An 18,381-nucleotide genomic window follows, 5' to 3' on the forward strand; every position below is an offset into this window, starting at 1 on the left:
TTTATTTTACAACTTATCAAGAATAAATATATAAATTAATATTTTTGTAAAAACATTACCACTATACAACAATCTATTATACAAATATACTTATAATATATTGTTATTCTTTTATTTACACAATATTTTATATCTTCATTAATACAAGATATAATCATCTTTTAAAATTTTACTCCATTCTAAATTCAAAACACTATAATTTAAAAAACAAATGTCTTTTAAATTTATATTTTTATGCAAATTCAATAAATATCTTAAAATATGAGTAATAAAAAATTAGAGATTTAACTAATTGAACAACATATTAAATCTTATTCTATTATTCACCTTTATTAAATTGTTTCTGTATTCTTTATCCATTTAGATAATGTTGAATGACTTACTTTTAATATTTTGGCCCCTTCTCTTAGCGATATTTTCCCCTCATTATGCAGATTATAAACATCCATATAATTTTTTGGTTTTGTAATTTTCGGTCTCCCAAATTTTTTCACCTTCTTTTTAGCCTCTCTTATTCCTTCCATTTGTCTTTTATGAGTATTTTCTCTTTCTATTTGTGCTACATACGATAATATCTGCAACACTATATCTGACAGAAATTTTCCGGTTATATTATTTATCTTAGCCCTCGTATCTAAAAGTGGAAAATCCAATACTATAATATCTACTTCTTTCTTTTTTACCAAATAATTCCATTCGTTTATTATTTCTTCATAATTTCTTCCCAGCCTATCTATTGATTTCACAAATAACTCATCACCTTTTTTTAATTTTCTAATAAGACGTTTATAACTTTTTCTATTAAAATCTTTCCCCGAAACTTTATCAATAAATATATTATTTTCTTTTATATTCTCCTTTTCCATTGCAACCAGCTGCCTTTCGATATTTTGATCCTTAGTTGATACTCTAACATATCCATATTTCATTATTATCCTCCTATAATAGTATAAGTATATATTTTACAATTAAAATATGTACTTAATATAATATTTTCTTTAATTATATAATGTAATATATTATCTAGTATTTATTTGTAACTTTTATATTTTTATTCAACACAAAAGCCATATAATAAACCGATATTTAAAACTTCAACTAAGATTTAAACAAAAAATTAATAAAGAAATTAAATTGAAATAAAATCCATTATTCATAAAATTATTTATTACTATAAAGATTTATAAGAAAGTATTGATAATTATAATAACCGATACTGCTGAAATAAAATTAAATACGATATGAGATAGTAATAGTAACTAAAAGCTATCCATAACTAGCAAAATTTTCAGTTTCATATTCTTTAAATAATAAATTTTTTTATTACAACAACACCTTATCCCTTGAATAATAAATCCGAAAGTAATACAATAAAAATAGAAAATATTTCACCGAGGCGAAATATTATGAACGTTATAATTTTTAAAATATTATAAGGATAAGCAAATTAAACTTTTTAAAGTCACTATTCTTAATTAAAAAAATTATTATTCAATTATATAAAATTTTAAACAAAAAGGAGATATACTATGGGATGTACAACTATTCTTGTCGGAAAAAATGCTAGTTTTGATGGTTCTACAATGGTCGCACGTACGGAAGACTCACCATCAGGGGTTTTTAGAGCTAAAAAATTTATAAATGTTGCTCCTGAAGAACAACCACGTAAATATAAATCTGTAATTTCAAAAGTAGAAATAGATTTACCTAACAATCCTGTTCGTTACACTGCTGTACCTAACGCAATTTCAGATAATGGTATTTGGGGTCAATGTGGTGCAAATGAATATAACGTATCTATGAGCGCTACCGAAACTATTACTTCTAATGAACGTGTTTTAGGTGCCGATCCACTTGTAGAATATAAACCGGCTATCGGTAGTCCAGGTGATGCGAACTATAAACCGGAACAATTTGGCGGTATTGGTGAAGAAGATATTTACACCATCGTTATGCCATATATCACAAGTGCACGTGAGGGTGTAACATTTTTAGGGGATTTATTAGAAAAATATGGTACTTACGAAATGAACGGCATCGCCTTCCAAGATGAAAATGAAATTTGGTGGTTAGAAACTATCGGCGGTCATCACTGGATGGCACGTCGTGTTCCGGATGACAGCTATGTTATTATGCCAAACCAACTTGGTATTGATAAATTCAACTGGAAAGATGCTTACGGTGCTAAAAAAGAATTTATGTGTTCAGTTGACCTTAAAAATTTTGTAGAAAAATATCATCTTGATTTATCTATAGATGGAGAATTTAATCCTCGACATGCTTTCGGTAGCAGAAGCGACGCCGATCATACCTACAATACTCCTCGTGCTTGGATACTTCAACGTTATTTCAATCCAACGTCAAATACATATGACGGAATAGATGCTGATTACCGTCCGGATTCTGATAACATTCCTTGGGCGAGAGTTCCTGAGAAAAAAATTACGGTTGAAGATATAAAATATGCACTATCACATCATTATCAAGGAACAGAATATGATTCTTACTCAAAAGATATTCATTCGGTGAAAAAAGGAAGTCTTCGCCCAATCGGAATTAACCGTACGAACTTCCTAGGCTTAGTCCAAATTAGACCGTATATGCCTGATGAACTAAAATGTATTCAATGGTTAGCAGTCGGTTCTTGTGTCTTTAATGCAATCGTACCGTTTTACACAAATATAAATCGCACACCGGAATATTTGGCAAACACAACTAACGAAGTTACAACAAACAACTTTTACTGGACAAATCGTCTAATAGCGGCACTTTCCGATGCTCATTTTGCAGACACCGCATCACCTGTCGAACGTTATCAACTAAAAGTTCAATCTCAATCGACAGCATTAATAAATAAATATGATGAAAAATTTATTACGGAAAAAATTTCAAACAATGATGCAAAAGATTTCTTAGAAAAAGCCAACGATGAAATCACACATGCTCTTAAAATTGAAACAGATATTCTGTTAAATGATGTACTATATGTAGCAAGTTGTGAAATGAAAAATAAATTCTCAAGATCTGATGCGTAAATATATCAAAAGAGCCATGTGGTGTTAAAATCACATGGCTCTTGAAAGGAGAACGGCTTATTGATGTTAACAAGCCGTTAAATATCATGAAAAAAATATTATTAACAACTAAGAATTAAAATTTTCTTATCACTCTTCTTGAAAATTAAATTCTTATTTATATGCTCTACACTATAATTGCTTTATCCTCGTGTATTGCAAGTTTTATTATACATCTATTATATCTACCCTACTTTATATATAGTTTATGCCATACCTAATTTAAAACTTAAATTTAACGGCTCAACAAAAAATCGGACTGATAAAAAAACAAGTCCGATTTTTTTATAACAAATTTACAAAAAGTATAGAAAAAAACGTAAATATCCGTTATAATTTAATCGTCCAAAACTAAAGAAAGGATACTTACGTCATAAATAATTATAATACAGATTTAAAAATATTACTAGGGGTTAATGATAATAATATTAAAATTACCGGAGTAAAAACGTTACTTGTACAAAACAATCTAGTATACTCCTTAGTCCTAAATTTTGTAAACCCGGTTTTTATCTATACCCTGTACTTATTATACAACTTTGTTTCAATATTAAACTTTGTCTTTAAATTTTATTTTTTTCTTTACGTTTTCTCACTGCTAATACAATACTTGCTAACAACGCTCCGAAACCTGCTGCCACACTACCCGTTGTATCAAGACCAGTTTTTGGTAATACTGGTATCGATGGTGTCGATGATGTTGGCGTGGTTGGTGGTGTTGATGGGGTCGGCGGGGTTGGTGGGGTCGGTATTGGCGGTACCGGGATCGGCGGGGTTACTTTGTTATTAAATTCAGTATCTTCTGGTAATTTAGAAGTTGCTGTCAACACTTTACCATCTTTAGTAACCGTTACAGTCACCGTCGCTACCATTCTATCATATTCTATACCTGCTTTTGTTCCATGAACTTCTTCTACTGTATAAGTATATATTCCTTCTTCTCCATGTTTGTACTCAAGAGCTGAGAACTTAATATTACCTTGTGCATCATTTTGTACAGTTTCAATTACGTTACCTTTTTCATCTTTTAGTACAAAGCTAAATTCTCCTGCTTTAAGCTCACGTCCTTCAAGTTTCTTAGTAAAGTCAAACTCTACTACTACCGGAATATTGTTTACACGTTTTTGAGTTGGTTTGTCTGTTTGTTTATCTGTTTTACTCGACAGATCGTATTGGTGTACGATTTGTCCTGCTGTATTTTCGATATCTGCTCCAGCTTCTACTGTTTCTTTCACAATCGCCTGAATATCAAATTTGTAGTAACGTCCAAATTTAAATTTTGTTGTATCTATTACTTTTGTATTTGCTGCATCACCTAATGATTTAGATGTGAATTCTGCTTTTAATACCGCTTTGATGACACCGTTTGTTACTGTAATATCAAACTTAGCTGTTACATCTTCTCCTGTTTTGCTGTCGTATGCTTTGATATCTGCGGCGTTTACTGTTAATTTATCCGCATCATATTTATCTGATATCCCTACTGATGTGATGTTTTGTTTATTGCCAGCATCGAATTTATTTGTATCTAACCATACTTGATAAACAATTTTTTGACCACGTTTTAAAGTTTTGGTATTTAAGTTTTCTGCTTCGTTATTGTCAGTTTTGTCTGCATATGGATCTTTGTTTGTGTCTACATATTTGTCAGTCAATTCTTTATCATCATCTAGAAGTTTTTCACCAGTAATGTCAAATTTCTCACGATCTACAACATATTTTTCAGGGCTAAACTCTGGAGTTGGTGGTGGTGTTACCACGTTGTTGAACTCTTTGTCTTCTTTTCCTACTGTTGGGTTGCCATCTGCATCTTTACCGTTCTCGTTAGTGTAAGTTACTTTTGTGCTAAGAGTATGGTTTACTTTATTGACAAGGACTGTTATTATTGCTTTCATATTGTCGTAAGTAACAGTTGTGTCAGATTTAGCCTCTTCTTCTACAGTATAAGTATAAGTTTTTCCTGCATCTGCGTTTTTGTAAGTAAGAGCTTTTCCTTTAACGAAAGTAAAGTTAATTTTACCTGCTGCATCGTTTTTACCGTTGGCAATAACTGTACCATCCTGATCTTTCATTACAAATGAGAATTCATTCGCTATAAGCTCACGACCTTTTAGTTTTTTAGTGAAGTCAAGATTCACATTTACTGGTGCTACTACGTAGTTGTTAAATTCTTTATCATCTACGTTTACAGCGAATCCCCCTGCACCTTTATAAGTTACTTTTGCCTTCAGATTACCTTTAGCATCTTTGGAAACGGTTACTGTTGCTGTGATTTCCATTGCATCGTAGTCAACTTCTGTGTCTTCACCTGCTACTTCGGTAATTTTATAAGTATAAGTACCTTCTTTATCATAAGTGATTTTATCAAATTTTACTTTTTCTCCAGTATTAGTTTTTGTTTGATTTACTCCGCCTTGCATACTAGTATTTTCTTTTAGATTAAAGCTAAATTCTCCATCAACAATATTACGACCTTCTAGTTTTTTCGTAACTTCTAGTTCTACTTCAACCGGTTTATTTTTAACATAGTAATACACCGTTGGCTTATAAGGCGTCAACGAATTTCTTAAGAAAACATTTGTACCTATAGCTCCGTTGTTTTGTACCCCATTTACCAATTGATCATTTTGTGAATTATGTCCAATTTTATCTCCTAGGAATGGTATAAAATAGTTATCTGGTCCTCCCAATTCTCCCTTGCTTGTGTGACCTTTAACAGTAATCCCATTCGGATGTGCTACACCATTTTTATCTGTAAAAGCTATTGTTTGGACTTCCTTATCCGGAAGACTTATAGTATTTTTCCCGCCCGGAGGTATCTCACCTGTTTCAGCCATCAAAATATAACCATCAGTTTCTAATGTACCATCTGAACGTTTTTCTTGTTGACGTGGATCTAATACATAAACTCGAATAACCACTGTCCCATCTTCTTTAACCACTTCTTTTATACGTTTAATTCCATTTGCATTAGCATCCAAGAATTTGGTACCTATAACATATGGACGCGATACATAACCACTTAGTGAATCTGTAGTTGCTGATTGATATAGGCGATAGCCCTCAAACTGTCTTACACCTGAAGCAGTAAAATTTTGCCCTTCCATTGCTTTTAAGGTATAACTTGCTAAATTAGTCTCTTTTCCATTTGGAACATAATCCTGAACAGAAGTGTCAGTTTTATCCGACTTATAAGTTTGGTTAGCCTTATCAACTACCCTATAATAAGTTGTTCTCCCTAAAACACTAGGAATAATAACATCTGAGTGTGTAATTTCACGTCCATTATATGTAGGTTCTACTGCGTTGAAAATATCATTCATTGAGCGGGTATTCATTACCTTAGTATATTTAGCTTTTTTCTCTATTTCATCTTGTGTATTTCCTGACATTTCTGCATAAGAAAGAATTGTAGGATTGATATCCCATTCAACATGTAAGAAAGGTAATTTTTCTTTAGTTGCACTAGTTCCTTCAACACTGCTAATAGTTAATGTCATATCTTTATTTGAAGCTTCCGCAGTTTTGGTAAATGATTGCTTAGCCCCACCCTGAGCTATATTAATAGTTTCAATAACTTTATTCGTTGTTTTATCAACTAACTCGACAGTCGCATTTTTAGAATTGTCATAGTTTTTATATGCTCGAATATAATAATTTACATTGTAATTTGTATTAAAACGAGCAAGATTAATCACTTCAAAAGTATATTTAGTTGTATCTTCTACTTTTTTATGACTACTATCAGGAATCTCTTGTGATTTTACAGAAGCTCCATTTGGATCACTCATTTCGGGAGTTGCTTTTTCTCCATCTTTCAATGTAGTTTCAACAGAAATAGGATTACTAGCATAATCATCTGTTGTATCTCGTCTTGTACGTTTTTTTGGTGTTTCAACTTCAGATTTCACTGTTTCTTCTGCTTTTTTTGCTTCCCCTACTTTTACGGTAGTTTCAGTTTTTTCTTCCGCCTTTGCTACTTCACTTGTAGCTGGAATTTCAAGCTTTCGCACTAGTATCAGCAGCTTGCGCCTCTCCAGAACCAGCTAAGGCAAAACTAAGACCTAAACCTAAAAATACAGATGCGACACCAACATTATATTTTCTTAAAGAAAATCGTTGTCGTTCTTTTCTTATCATAGTTGTTTGTTCTCCTTAAAACTTTAAATCAAATTTTTAATTATATGAAGTAGCATTTCGGTATACTATCTTACTATAATGATAACTAATTGTACCACAGATATATATAGCGGGCAAATAAAAATTAAAATAATTAATTTTTTATTTTTAAAATTTCTTAACATAGGTTTTATCCTCTATGTTCATAAGAAAATCAATATATACATTACCTATTACAGTATGATAAACATAAATAATATAAAAATTTTTTAATATTTATTTTAGTTTTAACTCATAAAAAAATGTTATTTTATTAATTTATCCTAAAACAGATTTCACCCTGTACCAAACAATTTTTATGAATTTTGAATATTTTTTATTATTTTTCTGTATAGAAAACAAAAATTTAGTTCCTTTAGTTTTTTCTTTTTATTCTCTAATTCCCTTCTTTCGTACCTATTTCATCTTTTTACTAGACTTAAGTAAAGAAAGACATTTTATTAAAAAAAAATATTAATAGATCTGTATACTTCCTCTGTTATATTGTTGTAACGAAAATTACAAAATAAAATAGAAATGCTAAATTAGCTGTATATACATAAATACTAGATAATATAAAAAATATCCTAGTTATCTAAGAATAAGTATATACAAAAAAATTAATTAAAGTGATAAGTTGTAAAATAAAGTGCAACAGTAAGATAAAAAAAGACTACCTTGCCCTTGGTAATCTTTTAAAGTATAATTAGATTTTTATTTAAAGGGACAAAAGGTGTACCCCGGAGTTATACCGGGATACATTAGAGCTAGACGTCGTAGCCTTTTCCTACGCATTTCAAGCACTCTTTTGCCTTCTAAAACTAGTTTAATTGTTGTATGTGTTGTTTTGTTGTGTGTATGTAGTATGTTATTGTTGTATGAAAAAATTTTTATTAAACTAATTCTATAATAGCTGTTTCTGCACCATCACCTTTACGTGGTCCAACACGTAAAATACGAGTATATCCACCTTTACGGTCTTGATATTTAGGTGCTACTTCTTCAAATAATTTTTTAAGAGCTAATTGACTCTTACCTTCTTCAGTTGCTACTGCAACAGGTTGAATGAACTTAGCCGCATTACGTCTTGCTGCCAAATCACCTTTTTTACCTAATGTAATCATTTTTTCTGTTAATGAACGAACTTCTTTCGCTCTTGTAACAGTTGTTTCAATTCTACCATGTACTAGTAGAGCAGTTACTAAGTTTCTTAACATCGCTTTTCGGTGAGCTGATGTACGTCCTAATTTTCTGTAACCCATTAGTATGCCTCCTTATTTTAGTTTATTCTTCTCTAAAGCCTAATTCTAAATCCGCCAGTTTAATTCTAACTTCATCTAGTGATTTACGCCCTAAGTTTCTTACTTTAATCATTTCTTGCTCTGTTTTGCTAGCTAATTCTTGAACTGTATTTATACCTGCACGTTTTAGACAGTTATAACTACGTACTGATAAATCAAGTTCTTCGATTGACATTTCCAACATTTGAACTTTATTATCTTCTTCTTTGGCTACCAATATATCAGCAGCTTTTGCTTCTTCTGACATTTCCATAAATAACTCTAAATGAGAAATAAGAATTTTCGATGCTAGTGCCAAAGCGTCGTTAGCTGTGATTGTACCATTTGTTGTTACATCTAAAATAAGTTTATCAAAGTCTGTACTTTGTCCTACACGTGTTTTTTCAACTGTATAGTTTACTTTAGATACCGGTGTGTAAATAGAATCGATTGGAATTACTCCGATAGCCAAGTCACGTTTTTTATTTCCGTCAGCCGGAACGAAACCACGACCTTTTCCTACTGAAATAATCATTTCAAATTGTCCACCTTCTGCTACCGTAGCAATATGCTGATCTTTGTTGATTACTTCAATATCAGAATCAATAGCAATATCTTCAGCTGTGACTACTGCCGGACCTTTTATATTAATAGATACTTCTTTATCTTCTTCTGAATGAATTTTGAACGCAATGTTTTTAACATTCATAATTATTTCAGTTACATCTTCTACTACACCTTTTATAGCTTGAAATTCGTGTTGAACTCCTTCTATATCAATACTTCTAGCCGCTGCTCCCGGTAACGATGAGATTAACATTCTTCTCAATGAATTACCTAATGTAGTTCCATATCCGCGTTCCAACGGTTCTACTACAAAGCGACCAAATCGTTTGTCATCTGATTCTTCGATGATATGAATTTTTGGTTTTTCTATTGCTAACATTATGTTAAACCTCCTAAGTTTAGTCTACGTTATTACTATACACGACGACGTTTAGGTGGGCGACATCCATTGTGTGGGACTGGAGTTACGTCTTTAATTGATGTAACTTCTAATCCGGCAGATTGTAATGCACGAATAGCTGCTTCACGTCCTGCACCTGGTCCTTTAACTGTTACATCTACATATTTCATTCCATGTTCCATAGCTTGTTTAGCTGCTGCTTCACTTGCCATTTGTGCTGCGAATGGAGTAGATTTTCTTGAACCTTTAAATCCTAATGCTCCTGCACTTGACCATGATACTGCATTACCATGTTCATCTGTAATTGTTACTATTGAGTTATTGAATGTAGAACGAATGTGTGCTATACCGTTTTGTATATTTTTTTTCACACGACGTTTACGTGATTGTTGTTTACGAGCCATAGTTTATTTTCTCCTCCTATCCTAATTATTTTTTCTTGTTCGCAACTGTTTTCTTAGGACCTTTACGAGTACGAGAGTTGTTCTTAGTATTTTGTCCTCTTACCGGTAGTCCACGACGATGACGGATTCCTCTGTAGCATCCGATTTCCATTAGACGTTTAATGTTTAATGAAACTTCACGACGTAGATCACCTTCTGTTTTATAGTTATCTACAGCTTCACGAATTTTATCTAGTTGTTCACCTGTTAAGTCTTTAACTCTCACATCTTCAGAAACACCAGCTTCTTTTAAGATTTTTTGAGAAGTTTTTAAACCTATACCATATACATAAGTTAATGATATTACAACTCGTTTTTCACGAGGTATATCGACTCCTGCGATACGTGCCATTAAGTTTGCACCTCCTAATTAATTATCCTTGTTTTTGTTTATGTTTTGCATTTTCGCAAATCACTAATACTTTACCACCACGACGAATTATTTTACATTTGTCACATATTTTTTTTACTGATGGTCTTACTTTCATCGTTATTTCCTCCTTGAGTTTATAACTTACTTGAATCTATAAGTTATTCTACCTTTTGTCAGGTCATACGGACTCATTTCTACTGTAACTTTATCCCCTGGTAAAATTCTTATATAATTCATTCTGATTTTTCCAGAAACATGAGCTAAAATAATATGACCATTTTCTAATTCTACTTTAAACATTGCATTTGGCAAGTTTTCTACTACTAAACCTTCTACTTCAATGACATCTTTTGCCATATTTTTCCTCCCTGACTATTTCAGTTTGTCTAATATATTTTGCACGTCTTTGAACACTACCTTGATGTCTTGATCACCGTTAATATTTTCAACTACATCTTCTTTTTGACTATAAAAGTCTAATAATGGTTTAGTTTGTTTAATATTTACTTCTAAACGATTTGCAACTGTTTCTTCGTTGTCATCGCTACGTTGGTATAACTCTCCACCATCTTTATCACAAACACCTTCAACTTTTGTCGGATTGAAGATTAAGTGATATGTAGTGCCACATTGCTTACAGATTCTTCTACCTGTTAATCTTGGTAATAAGATAGCCGGATCCACATCAATGTTTAATACTTTATCAATTTTTCTATTAGTTTTTGCTAAAATTTGATCAAGGGCTTCAGCTTGTTCTACTGTTCTTGGAAAACCGTCAAGTAAAAAGCCTTCTTTTGCATCTTCTTGATTCAATCTTTCTTCAACTAATCCTATAGTTACGCTGTCAGGAACAAGTTGTCCTTTATCAATATAACTTTTTGCTTCTTTTCCAAGCGGTGTCTCATTTTTAATCGCAGCTCTAAACATATCTCCTGTTGAAATATGCGGAATTGGATAATTCACTTTGATTTGATCTGCCTGAGTTCCCTTTCCTGCCCCTGGCAATCCCATTAGAATAATATTCATCATAATTTATTTACCACCTTTTCTTCCTGTAATAAAACTTCTGTAATTTCTTTCTGTTAATTGTGTACTAAGTTGCTTAACTGTTTCTAGTGCTACACTGACAACAATTATTAAACTTGTTCCACCGATATGAACAGAAGCTGGTAATTTAGCTAAATTAGTGAATATTGTTGGAAGAACCGAAACAGCTGCTAGGAATATTGAACCTACAAATGTTAATCTATATAAAATACCTGTAATGTATAGTTCAGTTTTTTTACCCGGTCTAACCCCTGGAACAAAACTTCCTTGTTTTCTTAAATTATCCGCCATTTTTTCAGGGTTAACTTGAACCATTACGTAGAAGTAACAGAACGCAATAATCAATGCTACATATAATGTTAAACCTAACCAATGACTGAAATCAAAGTATGCTACTACTTTTTGTAGTTTCTCATTATTTGGAGCGAAGATTGCTATTGTTCTAGGTAATTGTAAAAATGCAATAGCGAAGATTACCGGAATAACCCCTGCACTATTTACTTTCAACGGCAAGTAAGTTGATCTTGCACCTAACATTCTACGCCCTGCTCTTGCTTGTGAATATTGAATAGGGATTTTACGAATAGCTTCTTGGATATAAACAACCGCCGCTACTATTAAAATAACTATCAATGCAACTATCACAATTTTCAAAATTGCAAGAGTAAGATTCTCAGCATCTTTAATTTGCGATTCATAAATTTGAACAAACTCCGTCGGCATACGAGCAATAATTCCTGCTAAAATGATAATTGAAACACCGTTACCTACACCATATTGAGAAATTTGATCACCTAACCATAGTAATAATGCAGTCCCTGCTGTTAATACTAAAGCTACTGTTATAAATCCTATAATTGATGTGTCTTTAATTAATCCTTTATACGCATTATTAAATCCATAAGACATAATAAGCGATTGAATAAAGGCTAAAACGATTGCTAAGATTCTTGTTACCTTTTGAGTTTTTTTCTGTCCTACTTCACCTTGTTTTGACCATTCGGTTAATGTAGGAATAACGTCCATTTGCATAAGTTGAATTACAATAGATGCTGTGATGTAAGGCATGATACCCATAGCAAATACAGAAAACTGTTGTAACGCTCCGCCTGCAAATGTATTAAAAATTCCGAATAGACCAGACGCATCTTGATTTTTAAGAACATCTGCATCTACACCCGGTATTGGTAAGAACGAACCAATACGGAATAAAAGTATACCAAATAAGGTAAATAATATTTTCTTACGAGTTTCTTTAACTCGAAATAAATTAAGTGCTGCATTAAACATTATAGCACCTCGCAGACTCCTCCAGCTGCTTCAATAGCTTCTTTGGCTGAAGATGAAAATTTATGTGCTTGAACGGTTAATTTTCTTTCCAATTTACCGTTAGCTAATACTTTAACACCTGAAAGTTCTTTTTTGATTACTTTTGTTTCCAATAATAGAGCAGGTGATACTACAGTACCATCTTCGAATTTATTCAAATCTTTTAGATTTACAACTGCATAATCTTTTCTGTTTACGTTGTTAAATCCACGTTTTGGAATACGTCTGAATAGTGGGTTTTGTCCACCTTCAAATCCTGGGCGAACTCCGCCGCCACTACGTGCTTTTTGTCCTTTTTGACCACGACCACTTGTTTTTCCGTTTCCTGATCCAATCCCACGACCTACTCTGTTACGTTCTTTACGAGAACCTTCAACCGGTTGTAATTCATGTAATTTCATTTAGACTAGCACCTCCTTGTATTAATAATTATTTTTCTTCTACTGTTACTAAGTGTGAAACTTTATTAATCATACCGCGAATCGCAGCGTTGTCTTTATGTTCTACTGTTTGGTGCATTTTTTTTAGACCTAGAGCTTCTACAACTTTTTTTTGATTCTTCGGACGACCAATTATACTACGAGTTAGGGTTACTTTTAATGTCATGTTCTATCCCTCCTCTTATCCTAATAATTCTTCTACAGATTTACCACGTAAATTTGCAACGTGTTCTACTGTTTGTAATCTTGTTAAGCCATCAACTGTTGCACGTACCATGTTAATCGGAGTATTAGAACCTAAAGATTTAGATAAGATATTTGAAATACCTGATAATTCTAATACGGCACGTACCGGTCCACCTGCGATAACCCCTGTACCTGGAGCTGCCGGTTTAATTAATACTGACCCTGCACCGAACTGTCCGATAATTTCGTGCGGAATAGTTCCGTTAACTACCGGTACGGTAATTAAATTATGTTTTGCAGCTTCCACCGCTTTTTTGATTGCATCCGGTACTTCTTGAGCTTTACCGGTACCAAATCCTACACGACCATTCTTGTCACCTACTACTACTAAAGCAGAGAAACGAAAACGACGTCCACCTTTAACAACTTTAGCTACACGACGAACGGCAACTACGCGTTCTTCAAATTCTTTTTTGATTTCTTCTTGACGCATCTTGTATATTTCCCTCCTTTATTAGAATACAAGTCCGTTTTCACGTGCTGCTTCAGCTAATGCTTTAACACGTCCGTGATATAAATATCCTCCACGGTCGAAAACAACTTTTGTAATTCCATTTTGTTTTGCTACTTCTGCGATTAGTTTCCCAACTTCTTTAGCTGCTTCAACACTTGATTTTGATACATTTTCAAGTTTTAATGAAGATGCTTGAGCTAGTGTAACACCTTTAGTGTCATCAATAATTTGTGCATAAATATTTGTATTTGAACGATAAACGTTTAAACGCGGTACTTCAGTAGTCCCTTGAACTTTAACACGTACTCTTGCGTGTCTTTTTTTACGAACTTTATTTTTGTCAAGTTTCGTAATCATATTTGAAACACTCCTTTCTGTTATCTATTATTTACCAGTTTTTCCTTCTTTACGGCGTACATATTCACCAACATAGCGAATACCTTTACCTTTATAAGGTTCTGGCGGACGTACTGCACGAACTTTTGCTGCATATTGTCCTACTACTTCTTTGTTAATACCTTCGATACTAACTTTAGTGTTTCCTTCAACACCTAATTTGATTCCATCAATTTCTTCAAATTCAACCGGATGTGAATAACCGACGCTTAGCACTAATTTTTTACCTTGCATTTGAGCACGATACCCAACCCCGATTAATTCAAGTTCTTTTTTAAATCCTGTTGATACACCTTCTACCATATTTGCTAAGATAGCACGTGTTGTACCGTGAATTGTACGGTGACGTTTTGAATCAGATGGACGTACTACTGTAATTTCATTTCCTTCAATGTTGAAAGTAATTTCTTTGTCAAATTGTTGTTTTAATTCACCTTTAGGTCCTTTTACTGTTGCGAAGTTATCAGCGATGTTAACTTCAACCCCTGCAGGTATTGTAATAACTTTATTACCTATACGTGACATTTAATTGGCACCTCCTTATAATATTACCAGATGTAAGCTAATACTTCTCCACCTGTATTGTTTTTACGTGCAACTTTATCAGTTACAACTCCATTTGAAGTTGATACGATTGCAATTCCCAATCCGTTTAATACTTTTGGCAATTCATTTGCTTTAGCATAAACACGTAGACCAGGTTTTGAAATTCTTTTAATTCCTTTAATTACTCTTTCACCTTTAGCGTATTTAAGAGAAATTTTGATAATTCCTTGTTTGTTATCTTCGATGTACTCTACATCTTTGATAAACCCTTCTTCTTTTAATATTTCTGCAATTTGCTTTTTAATGTTTGACGCAGGTACTTCTAATGTTTCGTGTTTTACCATATTGGCATTACGAATACGTGTTAGCATATCTGCGATAGGATCTGTCATTGTCATTAGGATAAATCCTCCTTTCTTCTACTATATTACCAACTTGATTTTTTAACTCCAGGAATTTGTCCTTTGTAAGCTAATTCACGGAATTTAATACGGCTGATACCGAATTTTCCAATGTATCCGTGAGGACGTCCAGTTATGCTGCAACGATTGTGCAGTCTAGCTGGTGCTGAGTTTTTAGGAAGTTTGCTAAGTCCGATGTAATCACCTTTAGCTTTAAGTTCCGCTCTTTTAGCTGCATATTTATCAACTAATTTTTGGCGTTTAAGTTCACGTTCTACCATTGCTTTTTTAGCCATGTATTACTACCTCACCTTTCTTATTTTGCAAACGGCATACCACATAGTGTTAGTAACTCACGAGCTTCCTCATCTGTGTTTGCTGTTGTTACTACTACGATGTCCATACCACGTACTTTACTTACTTTATCGTAATCAATCTCTGGGAAAATTAATTGTTCTTTTATACCTAATGTGTAGTTACCACGACCGTCAAATGCTTTTTTAGAAACACCGTGAAAATCACGTACACGTGGTAATGCAACTGTTACTAATTTATCAAAGAATTCATACATTCTTTCTCCACGCAAAGTAACTTTTGCGCCGATTGGCATACCTTCACGTAGTCTGTAAGTAGCGATTGATTTTTTAGCTCTTGTAATCAATGGTTTTTGACCAGAAATTAAAGCTAATTCAGCTACCGCGTTATCTAGGGCTTTAGAGTTTTGAACTGCATCTCCCACACCCATGTTAATTACTATTTTTTCAATTTTTGGTACTTGCATTACACTTTTGTACTCAAATTTTGTCATTAATTCTTTTGTTATCTCAGTTTTAAATTTTTCTTCTAAACGAGCCATCTAAAATAGTGCCTCCTTTCTTCAACTATTAATTATATTTCTTTTCCTGATTTTTTAGAGATACGAACTTTTTTACCATCTCTAGTTTCAAAACCTACACGTGTCGGTTTTCCTGTTTCAGGGTCTTGTAACATTACGTTTGATACGTGAATTGCTGCTTCTTTTTCAACGATTCCACCTTGTGGAGCATCTTGAGAATTTTTAACGTGTTTTTTAATAATGTTAACACCTTCAACAACTACACGATCTTTTTTAGGTTGCGCTTCAATTACCGTACCGACTTTACCTTTGTCTTTACCAGTAATAACTACAACTTTATCACCTTTTTTAATGAACATTTCTTGCTAGCCTCCTTCTTTATTGTACTTGTATTATTATAATACTTCTGGAGCTAGTGATACGATTTTCATGTAGTTACCGTCTCTTAACTCACGTGCAACTGGTCCGAAAATACGTGTACCACGTGGGCTCTTATCATCACGGATAATTACACAAGCATTTTCATCAAATTTAATATATGAACCGTCATTACGACGAGCTCCTGTTTTTGTACGAACGATTACAGCTTTAACTACATCACCTTTTTTAACAACTCCACCTGGTGTTGCTTTCTTAACAGAGCATACAATTACGTCACCGATGTTAGCAACTTTACGCCCTGAACCACCTAGAACTTTGATTGTTAAAACTTCTTTAGCTCCTGAGTTATCAGCCACTTTTAAGCGTGTTTCTTGTTGAATCATGCGCTTTTTGCCTCCTTCTTAGGGTTTATCCTAGTTTTCTTAAATAATAACTGCTTCTTCTACTACTTCTACCAAGCGGAAGTGTTTAGTTGCAGATAATGGACGAGTTTCCATTATTTTAACAATATCGTTTATTTTTGCTACATTATTTTCATCATGTGCTTTAAATTTTTTAGAATATTTTACACGTTTACCGTATAAAGGATGTTTTTTGTATGTTTCTACTAAAACAGTAATAGTTTTATCCATTTTATCAGAAACTACTTTTCCAACGTAAACTTTTCTATCGTTTCTCTCAGTCATGTTTGCCTCCTATATTATTTATTCGCTAATTCTCTTTCGCGAATAACAGTTTTCATACGAGCGATTGATTTTCTAACTTGACTAATACGAGCTGTATTTTCTAATTGACCTGTTGCCAATTGGAAGCGTAAGTTGAAAAGCTCTTCTTTTAATTCTTTGATTTTTGCTTCTAACTCTTGTGAAGTTAATTCTCTAATCATAGATTTGAATTCATTTGTTTTCATTATGCTTCACCACCTGTTTCTTCACGTTTTACAAATTTACATTTAACAGGTAACTTATGAGATGCAAGTCTTAGAGCTTCACGTGCAACTTCTTCACTTACTCCAGCAACTTCAAACATCACTCTACCTGGTTTAACTATTGCAACCCATCCTTCTACTGCACCTTTACCAGATCCCATACGAACTTCTAAAGGTTTTTTAGTATAAGGCATGTGAGGGAAGATTTTAATCCATACTTTACCACCACGTTTCATATAACGAGTCATCGCAATACGTGCTGATTCAATTTGGCGAGAAGTAACTCGTGATGCAGTAGTTGCTTGTAAACCGAATTCACCAAAGTCTACTACATTTCCGCCTTTAGATTTACCTTTTGTTGATTGTCTATGTTGACGACGATATTTAACACGTTTAGGCATTAACATAAATTAGTTACCTCCTTTTTCAGATTTTTTAGCTGGTAATACTTCACCACGGTTAATCCAAACTTTAACTCCAAGTTTACCATAAGTTGTATCTGCTTCTTCATGAGCATAATCAATATCCGCTCTTAGTGTGTGTAGTGGCACTGACCCTTCTGAATAGTGTTCTGCACGAGCAATATCAGCTCCACCAAGACGACCTGATACTTGAGTTTTAATTCCTTTTGCTCCTGCTCTCATAGCTCTTTGGATAGCTTGTTTTTGAGCACGACGGAATGATACACGCGCTTCTAATTGACGGGCAATATTTTCAGCTACTAATTTTGCATCGATATCAACTTTTTTGATTTCAACTACATTAATGTGTACTCTTTTGCCTGTTAGTTTATTTAATTCTAATCTTAATTTATCAATTTCAGATCCACCTTTACCAATTACCATCCCCGGTTTACCGGTGTGTACTGAAATATTTACTTTCTTATCAAATCTTTCAATTTCAACTTTAGAAACTGAAGCATCTTTTAATTTTTTACTGATGAACTCACGAACTTTAAAGTCTTCGTGTAAGTTAGTAGCGAAATCTTTTTCTGCATACCATTTTGAATCCCAATCACGAATTACTCCGACACGTAAGCCTATTGGATGTACTTTTTGACCCACAGTTTGTAGCCTCCTTTTA

The 18,381-nt window shown here is 33.2% G+C and carries 26 protein-coding genes; 1 reads left to right on the forward strand and 25 read right to left on the reverse strand.

Annotated elements, in window-relative coordinates; all coding sequences use genetic code 11:
* Positions 1 to 332: 332 nt before the first annotated feature.
* Positions 333 to 929, reverse strand: a complete 597-nt coding sequence (locus tag HMPREF1983_RS06570; RefSeq protein WP_021753528.1) for a recombinase family protein — start codon at positions 927 to 929, stop codon at positions 333 to 335.
* A gap of 600 nt (positions 930 to 1,529) precedes the next feature.
* Between HMPREF1983_RS06570 and HMPREF1983_RS06575 the strand changes: the two genes are divergently transcribed.
* The gene (locus HMPREF1983_RS06575; protein ID WP_021753529.1) at positions 1,530 to 3,035 is read left to right on the forward strand and encodes a C69 family dipeptidase; all 1,506 of its coding nucleotides are present in this window, start codon (positions 1,530 to 1,532) and stop codon (positions 3,033 to 3,035) included.
* Between the two features lie 602 nt (positions 3,036 to 3,637).
* On the opposite strand, the gene HMPREF1983_RS06580 is transcribed toward HMPREF1983_RS06575, so the two are convergent.
* The 24 genes from HMPREF1983_RS06580 to rpsC all read right to left on the reverse strand — a co-directional run bounded on the left by HMPREF1983_RS06580 (position 3,638) and on the right by rpsC (position 18,362).
* On the reverse strand, positions 3,638 to 7,087 hold the full coding sequence (locus HMPREF1983_RS06580; protein ID WP_021753530.1) for a Spy0128 family protein: 3,450 nt from the start codon (positions 7,085 to 7,087) through the stop codon (positions 3,638 to 3,640).
* Positions 7,074 to 7,214 carry a YSIRK-type signal peptide-containing protein gene (locus HMPREF1983_RS07740; RefSeq protein WP_021753531.1) on the reverse strand — a complete coding sequence of 47 codons (141 nt, stop codon included), beginning with the start codon at positions 7,212 to 7,214 and terminating at the stop codon, positions 7,074 to 7,076. The genes HMPREF1983_RS06580 and HMPREF1983_RS07740 overlap by 14 nt, the downstream gene beginning before the upstream one ends.
* Positions 7,215 to 8,125: 911 nt before the next feature.
* Entirely contained in the window at positions 8,126 to 8,494 is a 369-nt protein-coding gene (rplQ, locus tag HMPREF1983_RS06585) for a 50S ribosomal protein L17 (RefSeq protein ID WP_021753532.1), read from the reverse strand.
* A 22-nt stretch (positions 8,495 to 8,516) separates the two neighbouring features.
* On the reverse strand, positions 8,517 to 9,458 hold the full coding sequence (locus HMPREF1983_RS06590) for a DNA-directed RNA polymerase subunit alpha (protein ID WP_021753533.1): 942 nt from the start codon (positions 9,456 to 9,458) through the stop codon (positions 8,517 to 8,519).
* A 35-nt stretch (positions 9,459 to 9,493) separates the two neighbouring features.
* Positions 9,494 to 9,883, reverse strand: a complete 390-nt coding sequence (gene rpsK / locus HMPREF1983_RS06595; protein ID WP_006364578.1) for a 30S ribosomal protein S11 — start codon at positions 9,881 to 9,883, stop codon at positions 9,494 to 9,496.
* Positions 9,884 to 9,908: 25 nt separating this feature from the next.
* Positions 9,909 to 10,274: a 30S ribosomal protein S13 gene (rpsM, locus tag HMPREF1983_RS06600; protein WP_006364579.1), complete on the reverse strand. Its 366-nt coding sequence runs from the start codon at positions 10,272 to 10,274 to the stop codon at positions 9,909 to 9,911.
* A gap of 22 nt (positions 10,275 to 10,296) precedes the next feature.
* Positions 10,297 to 10,410 carry a 50S ribosomal protein L36 gene (gene rpmJ, locus HMPREF1983_RS06605; protein ID WP_021753534.1) on the reverse strand — a complete coding sequence of 38 codons (114 nt, stop codon included), beginning with the start codon at positions 10,408 to 10,410 and terminating at the stop codon, positions 10,297 to 10,299.
* Between the two features lie 26 nt (positions 10,411 to 10,436).
* Entirely contained in the window at positions 10,437 to 10,652 is a 216-nt protein-coding gene (gene infA / locus HMPREF1983_RS06610; protein ID WP_003144387.1) for a translation initiation factor IF-1, read from the reverse strand.
* Between the two features lie 15 nt (positions 10,653 to 10,667).
* Positions 10,668 to 11,321, reverse strand: coding sequence for an adenylate kinase (locus tag HMPREF1983_RS06615; protein WP_040461256.1), 654 nt, complete (start codon positions 11,319 to 11,321; stop codon positions 10,668 to 10,670).
* 6 nt (positions 11,322 to 11,327) lie between these two features.
* Positions 11,328 to 12,632 (reverse strand): preprotein translocase subunit SecY, encoded by a 1,305-nt coding sequence (gene secY / locus HMPREF1983_RS06620; RefSeq protein WP_021753536.1) that lies wholly within the window; start codon positions 12,630 to 12,632, stop codon positions 11,328 to 11,330.
* Positions 12,632 to 13,072, reverse strand: a complete 441-nt coding sequence (gene rplO / locus HMPREF1983_RS06625; protein WP_021753537.1) for a 50S ribosomal protein L15 — start codon at positions 13,070 to 13,072, stop codon at positions 12,632 to 12,634. Before rplO ends, secY begins: the two co-directional genes overlap by 1 nt.
* A gap of 28 nt (positions 13,073 to 13,100) precedes the next feature.
* Positions 13,101 to 13,277, reverse strand: coding sequence for a 50S ribosomal protein L30 (gene rpmD, locus HMPREF1983_RS06630; protein WP_021753538.1), 177 nt, complete (start codon positions 13,275 to 13,277; stop codon positions 13,101 to 13,103).
* A 15-nt stretch (positions 13,278 to 13,292) separates the two neighbouring features.
* Entirely contained in the window at positions 13,293 to 13,790 is a 498-nt protein-coding gene (gene rpsE, locus HMPREF1983_RS06635) for a 30S ribosomal protein S5 (RefSeq protein WP_021753539.1), read from the reverse strand.
* A gap of 21 nt (positions 13,791 to 13,811) precedes the next feature.
* Positions 13,812 to 14,168: a 50S ribosomal protein L18 gene (gene rplR / locus HMPREF1983_RS06640; protein ID WP_021753540.1), complete on the reverse strand. Its 357-nt coding sequence runs from the start codon at positions 14,166 to 14,168 to the stop codon at positions 13,812 to 13,814.
* Between the two features lie 27 nt (positions 14,169 to 14,195).
* Positions 14,196 to 14,732, reverse strand: a complete 537-nt coding sequence (gene rplF / locus HMPREF1983_RS06645) for a 50S ribosomal protein L6 (protein ID WP_021753541.1) — start codon at positions 14,730 to 14,732, stop codon at positions 14,196 to 14,198.
* Between the two features lie 23 nt (positions 14,733 to 14,755).
* Positions 14,756 to 15,151: a 30S ribosomal protein S8 gene (gene rpsH / locus HMPREF1983_RS06650; protein ID WP_021753542.1), complete on the reverse strand. Its 396-nt coding sequence runs from the start codon at positions 15,149 to 15,151 to the stop codon at positions 14,756 to 14,758.
* A gap of 29 nt (positions 15,152 to 15,180) precedes the next feature.
* Complete coding sequence (gene rpsN, locus HMPREF1983_RS06655; protein ID WP_021753543.1) at positions 15,181 to 15,450, reverse strand: 30S ribosomal protein S14; 270 nt, start codon at positions 15,448 to 15,450, stop codon at positions 15,181 to 15,183.
* A gap of 20 nt (positions 15,451 to 15,470) precedes the next feature.
* Positions 15,471 to 16,010 carry a 50S ribosomal protein L5 gene (gene rplE / locus HMPREF1983_RS06660; protein ID WP_021753544.1) on the reverse strand — a complete coding sequence of 180 codons (540 nt, stop codon included), beginning with the start codon at positions 16,008 to 16,010 and terminating at the stop codon, positions 15,471 to 15,473.
* 32 nt (positions 16,011 to 16,042) lie between these two features.
* On the reverse strand, positions 16,043 to 16,348 hold the full coding sequence (rplX, locus tag HMPREF1983_RS06665) for a 50S ribosomal protein L24 (protein WP_021753545.1): 306 nt from the start codon (positions 16,346 to 16,348) through the stop codon (positions 16,043 to 16,045).
* A 36-nt stretch (positions 16,349 to 16,384) separates the two neighbouring features.
* On the reverse strand, positions 16,385 to 16,753 hold the full coding sequence (gene rplN / locus HMPREF1983_RS06670) for a 50S ribosomal protein L14 (protein WP_021753546.1): 369 nt from the start codon (positions 16,751 to 16,753) through the stop codon (positions 16,385 to 16,387).
* A 39-nt stretch (positions 16,754 to 16,792) separates the two neighbouring features.
* The gene (gene rpsQ / locus HMPREF1983_RS06675; RefSeq protein ID WP_021753547.1) at positions 16,793 to 17,056 is read right to left on the reverse strand and encodes a 30S ribosomal protein S17; all 264 of its coding nucleotides are present in this window, start codon (positions 17,054 to 17,056) and stop codon (positions 16,793 to 16,795) included.
* 14 nt (positions 17,057 to 17,070) lie between these two features.
* A complete protein-coding gene (gene rpmC / locus HMPREF1983_RS06680; protein ID WP_003147630.1) occupies positions 17,071 to 17,280 on the reverse strand; it encodes a 50S ribosomal protein L29 in 210 nt (69 codons plus the stop codon).
* Positions 17,280 to 17,705, reverse strand: coding sequence for a 50S ribosomal protein L16 (gene rplP / locus HMPREF1983_RS06685; RefSeq protein ID WP_021753548.1), 426 nt, complete (start codon positions 17,703 to 17,705; stop codon positions 17,280 to 17,282). Before rplP ends, rpmC begins: the two co-directional genes overlap by 1 nt.
* A 3-nt stretch (positions 17,706 to 17,708) precedes the next feature.
* The gene (rpsC, locus tag HMPREF1983_RS06690) at positions 17,709 to 18,362 is read right to left on the reverse strand and encodes a 30S ribosomal protein S3 (RefSeq protein ID WP_021753549.1); all 654 of its coding nucleotides are present in this window, start codon (positions 18,360 to 18,362) and stop codon (positions 17,709 to 17,711) included.
* Positions 18,363 to 18,381 lie beyond the last annotated feature (19 nt).

Source organism: Gemella bergeri ATCC 700627 (genome assembly GCF_000469465.1).
Lineage (GTDB): Bacteria > Bacillota > Bacilli > Staphylococcales > Gemellaceae > Gemella > Gemella bergeri.

Bases quoted from the DNA above. Each gene is read 5' to 3' on its own strand.
- rpsM (WP_006364579.1), bottom strand. From the start codon at position 10,274: ATGGCACGTATCGCAGGAGTCGATATACCTCGTGAAAAACGAGTTGTA.
- rpmC (WP_003147630.1), bottom strand. From the start codon at position 17,280: ATGAAAACAAATGAATTCAAATCTATGATTAGAGAATTAACTTCACAA.
- rpmD (WP_021753538.1), bottom strand. From the start codon at position 13,277: ATGACATTAAAAGTAACCCTAACTCGTAGTATAATTGGTCGTCCGAAG.
- HMPREF1983_RS06590 (WP_021753533.1), bottom strand. From the start codon at position 9,458: ATGTTAGCAATAGAAAAACCAAAAATTCATATCATCGAAGAATCAGAT.
- infA (WP_003144387.1), bottom strand. From the start codon at position 10,652: ATGGCAAAAGATGTCATTGAAGTAGAAGGTTTAGTAGTAGAAAACTTG.
- rpsE (WP_021753539.1), bottom strand. From the start codon at position 13,790: ATGCGTCAAGAAGAAATCAAAAAAGAATTTGAAGAACGCGTAGTTGCC.
- rplO (WP_021753537.1), bottom strand. From the start codon at position 13,072: ATGAAATTACATGAATTACAACCGGTTGAAGGTTCTCGTAAAGAACGT.
- HMPREF1983_RS07740 (WP_021753531.1), bottom strand. From the start codon at position 7,214: ATGATAAGAAAAGAACGACAACGATTTTCTTTAAGAAAATATAATGTT.
- rplR (WP_021753540.1), bottom strand. From the start codon at position 14,168: ATGATTACGAAACTTGACAAAAATAAAGTTCGTAAAAAAAGACACGCA.
- rpsN (WP_021753543.1), bottom strand. From the start codon at position 15,450: ATGGCTAAAAAAGCAATGGTAGAACGTGAACTTAAACGCCAAAAATTA.
- rplF (WP_021753541.1), bottom strand. From the start codon at position 14,732: ATGTCACGTATAGGTAATAAAGTTATTACAATACCTGCAGGGGTTGAA.
- rplE (WP_021753544.1), bottom strand. From the start codon at position 16,010: ATGGCTCGTTTAGAAGAAAAATTTAAAACTGAGATAACAAAAGAATTA.
- rpsH (WP_021753542.1), bottom strand. From the start codon at position 15,151: ATGACAATGACAGATCCTATCGCAGATATGCTAACACGTATTCGTAAT.
- HMPREF1983_RS06615 (WP_040461256.1), bottom strand. From the start codon at position 11,321: ATGAATATTATTCTAATGGGATTGCCAGGGGCAGGAAAGGGAACTCAG.
- rpsK (WP_006364578.1), bottom strand. From the start codon at position 9,883: ATGGCTCGTAAACAACAATCACGTAAACGTCGTGTGAAAAAAAATATA.
- secY (WP_021753536.1), bottom strand. From the start codon at position 12,632: ATGTTTAATGCAGCACTTAATTTATTTCGAGTTAAAGAAACTCGTAAG.
- rplN (WP_021753546.1), bottom strand. From the start codon at position 16,753: ATGATTCAACAAGAAACACGCTTAAAAGTGGCTGATAACTCAGGAGCT.
- HMPREF1983_RS06570 (WP_021753528.1), bottom strand. From the start codon at position 929: ATGAAATATGGATATGTTAGAGTATCAACTAAGGATCAAAATATCGAA.
- rplX (WP_021753545.1), bottom strand. From the start codon at position 16,348: ATGTTCATTAAAAAAGGTGATAAAGTTGTAGTTATTACTGGTAAAGAC.
- rplQ (WP_021753532.1), bottom strand. From the start codon at position 8,494: ATGGGTTACAGAAAATTAGGACGTACATCAGCTCACCGAAAAGCGATG.
- rplP (WP_021753548.1), bottom strand. From the start codon at position 17,705: ATGTTAATGCCTAAACGTGTTAAATATCGTCGTCAACATAGACAATCA.
- rpmJ (WP_021753534.1), bottom strand. From the start codon at position 10,410: ATGAAAGTAAGACCATCAGTAAAAAAAATATGTGACAAATGTAAAATA.
- HMPREF1983_RS06575 (WP_021753529.1), top strand. From the start codon at position 1,530: ATGGGATGTACAACTATTCTTGTCGGAAAAAATGCTAGTTTTGATGGT.
- rpsQ (WP_021753547.1), bottom strand. From the start codon at position 17,056: ATGACTGAGAGAAACGATAGAAAAGTTTACGTTGGAAAAGTAGTTTCT.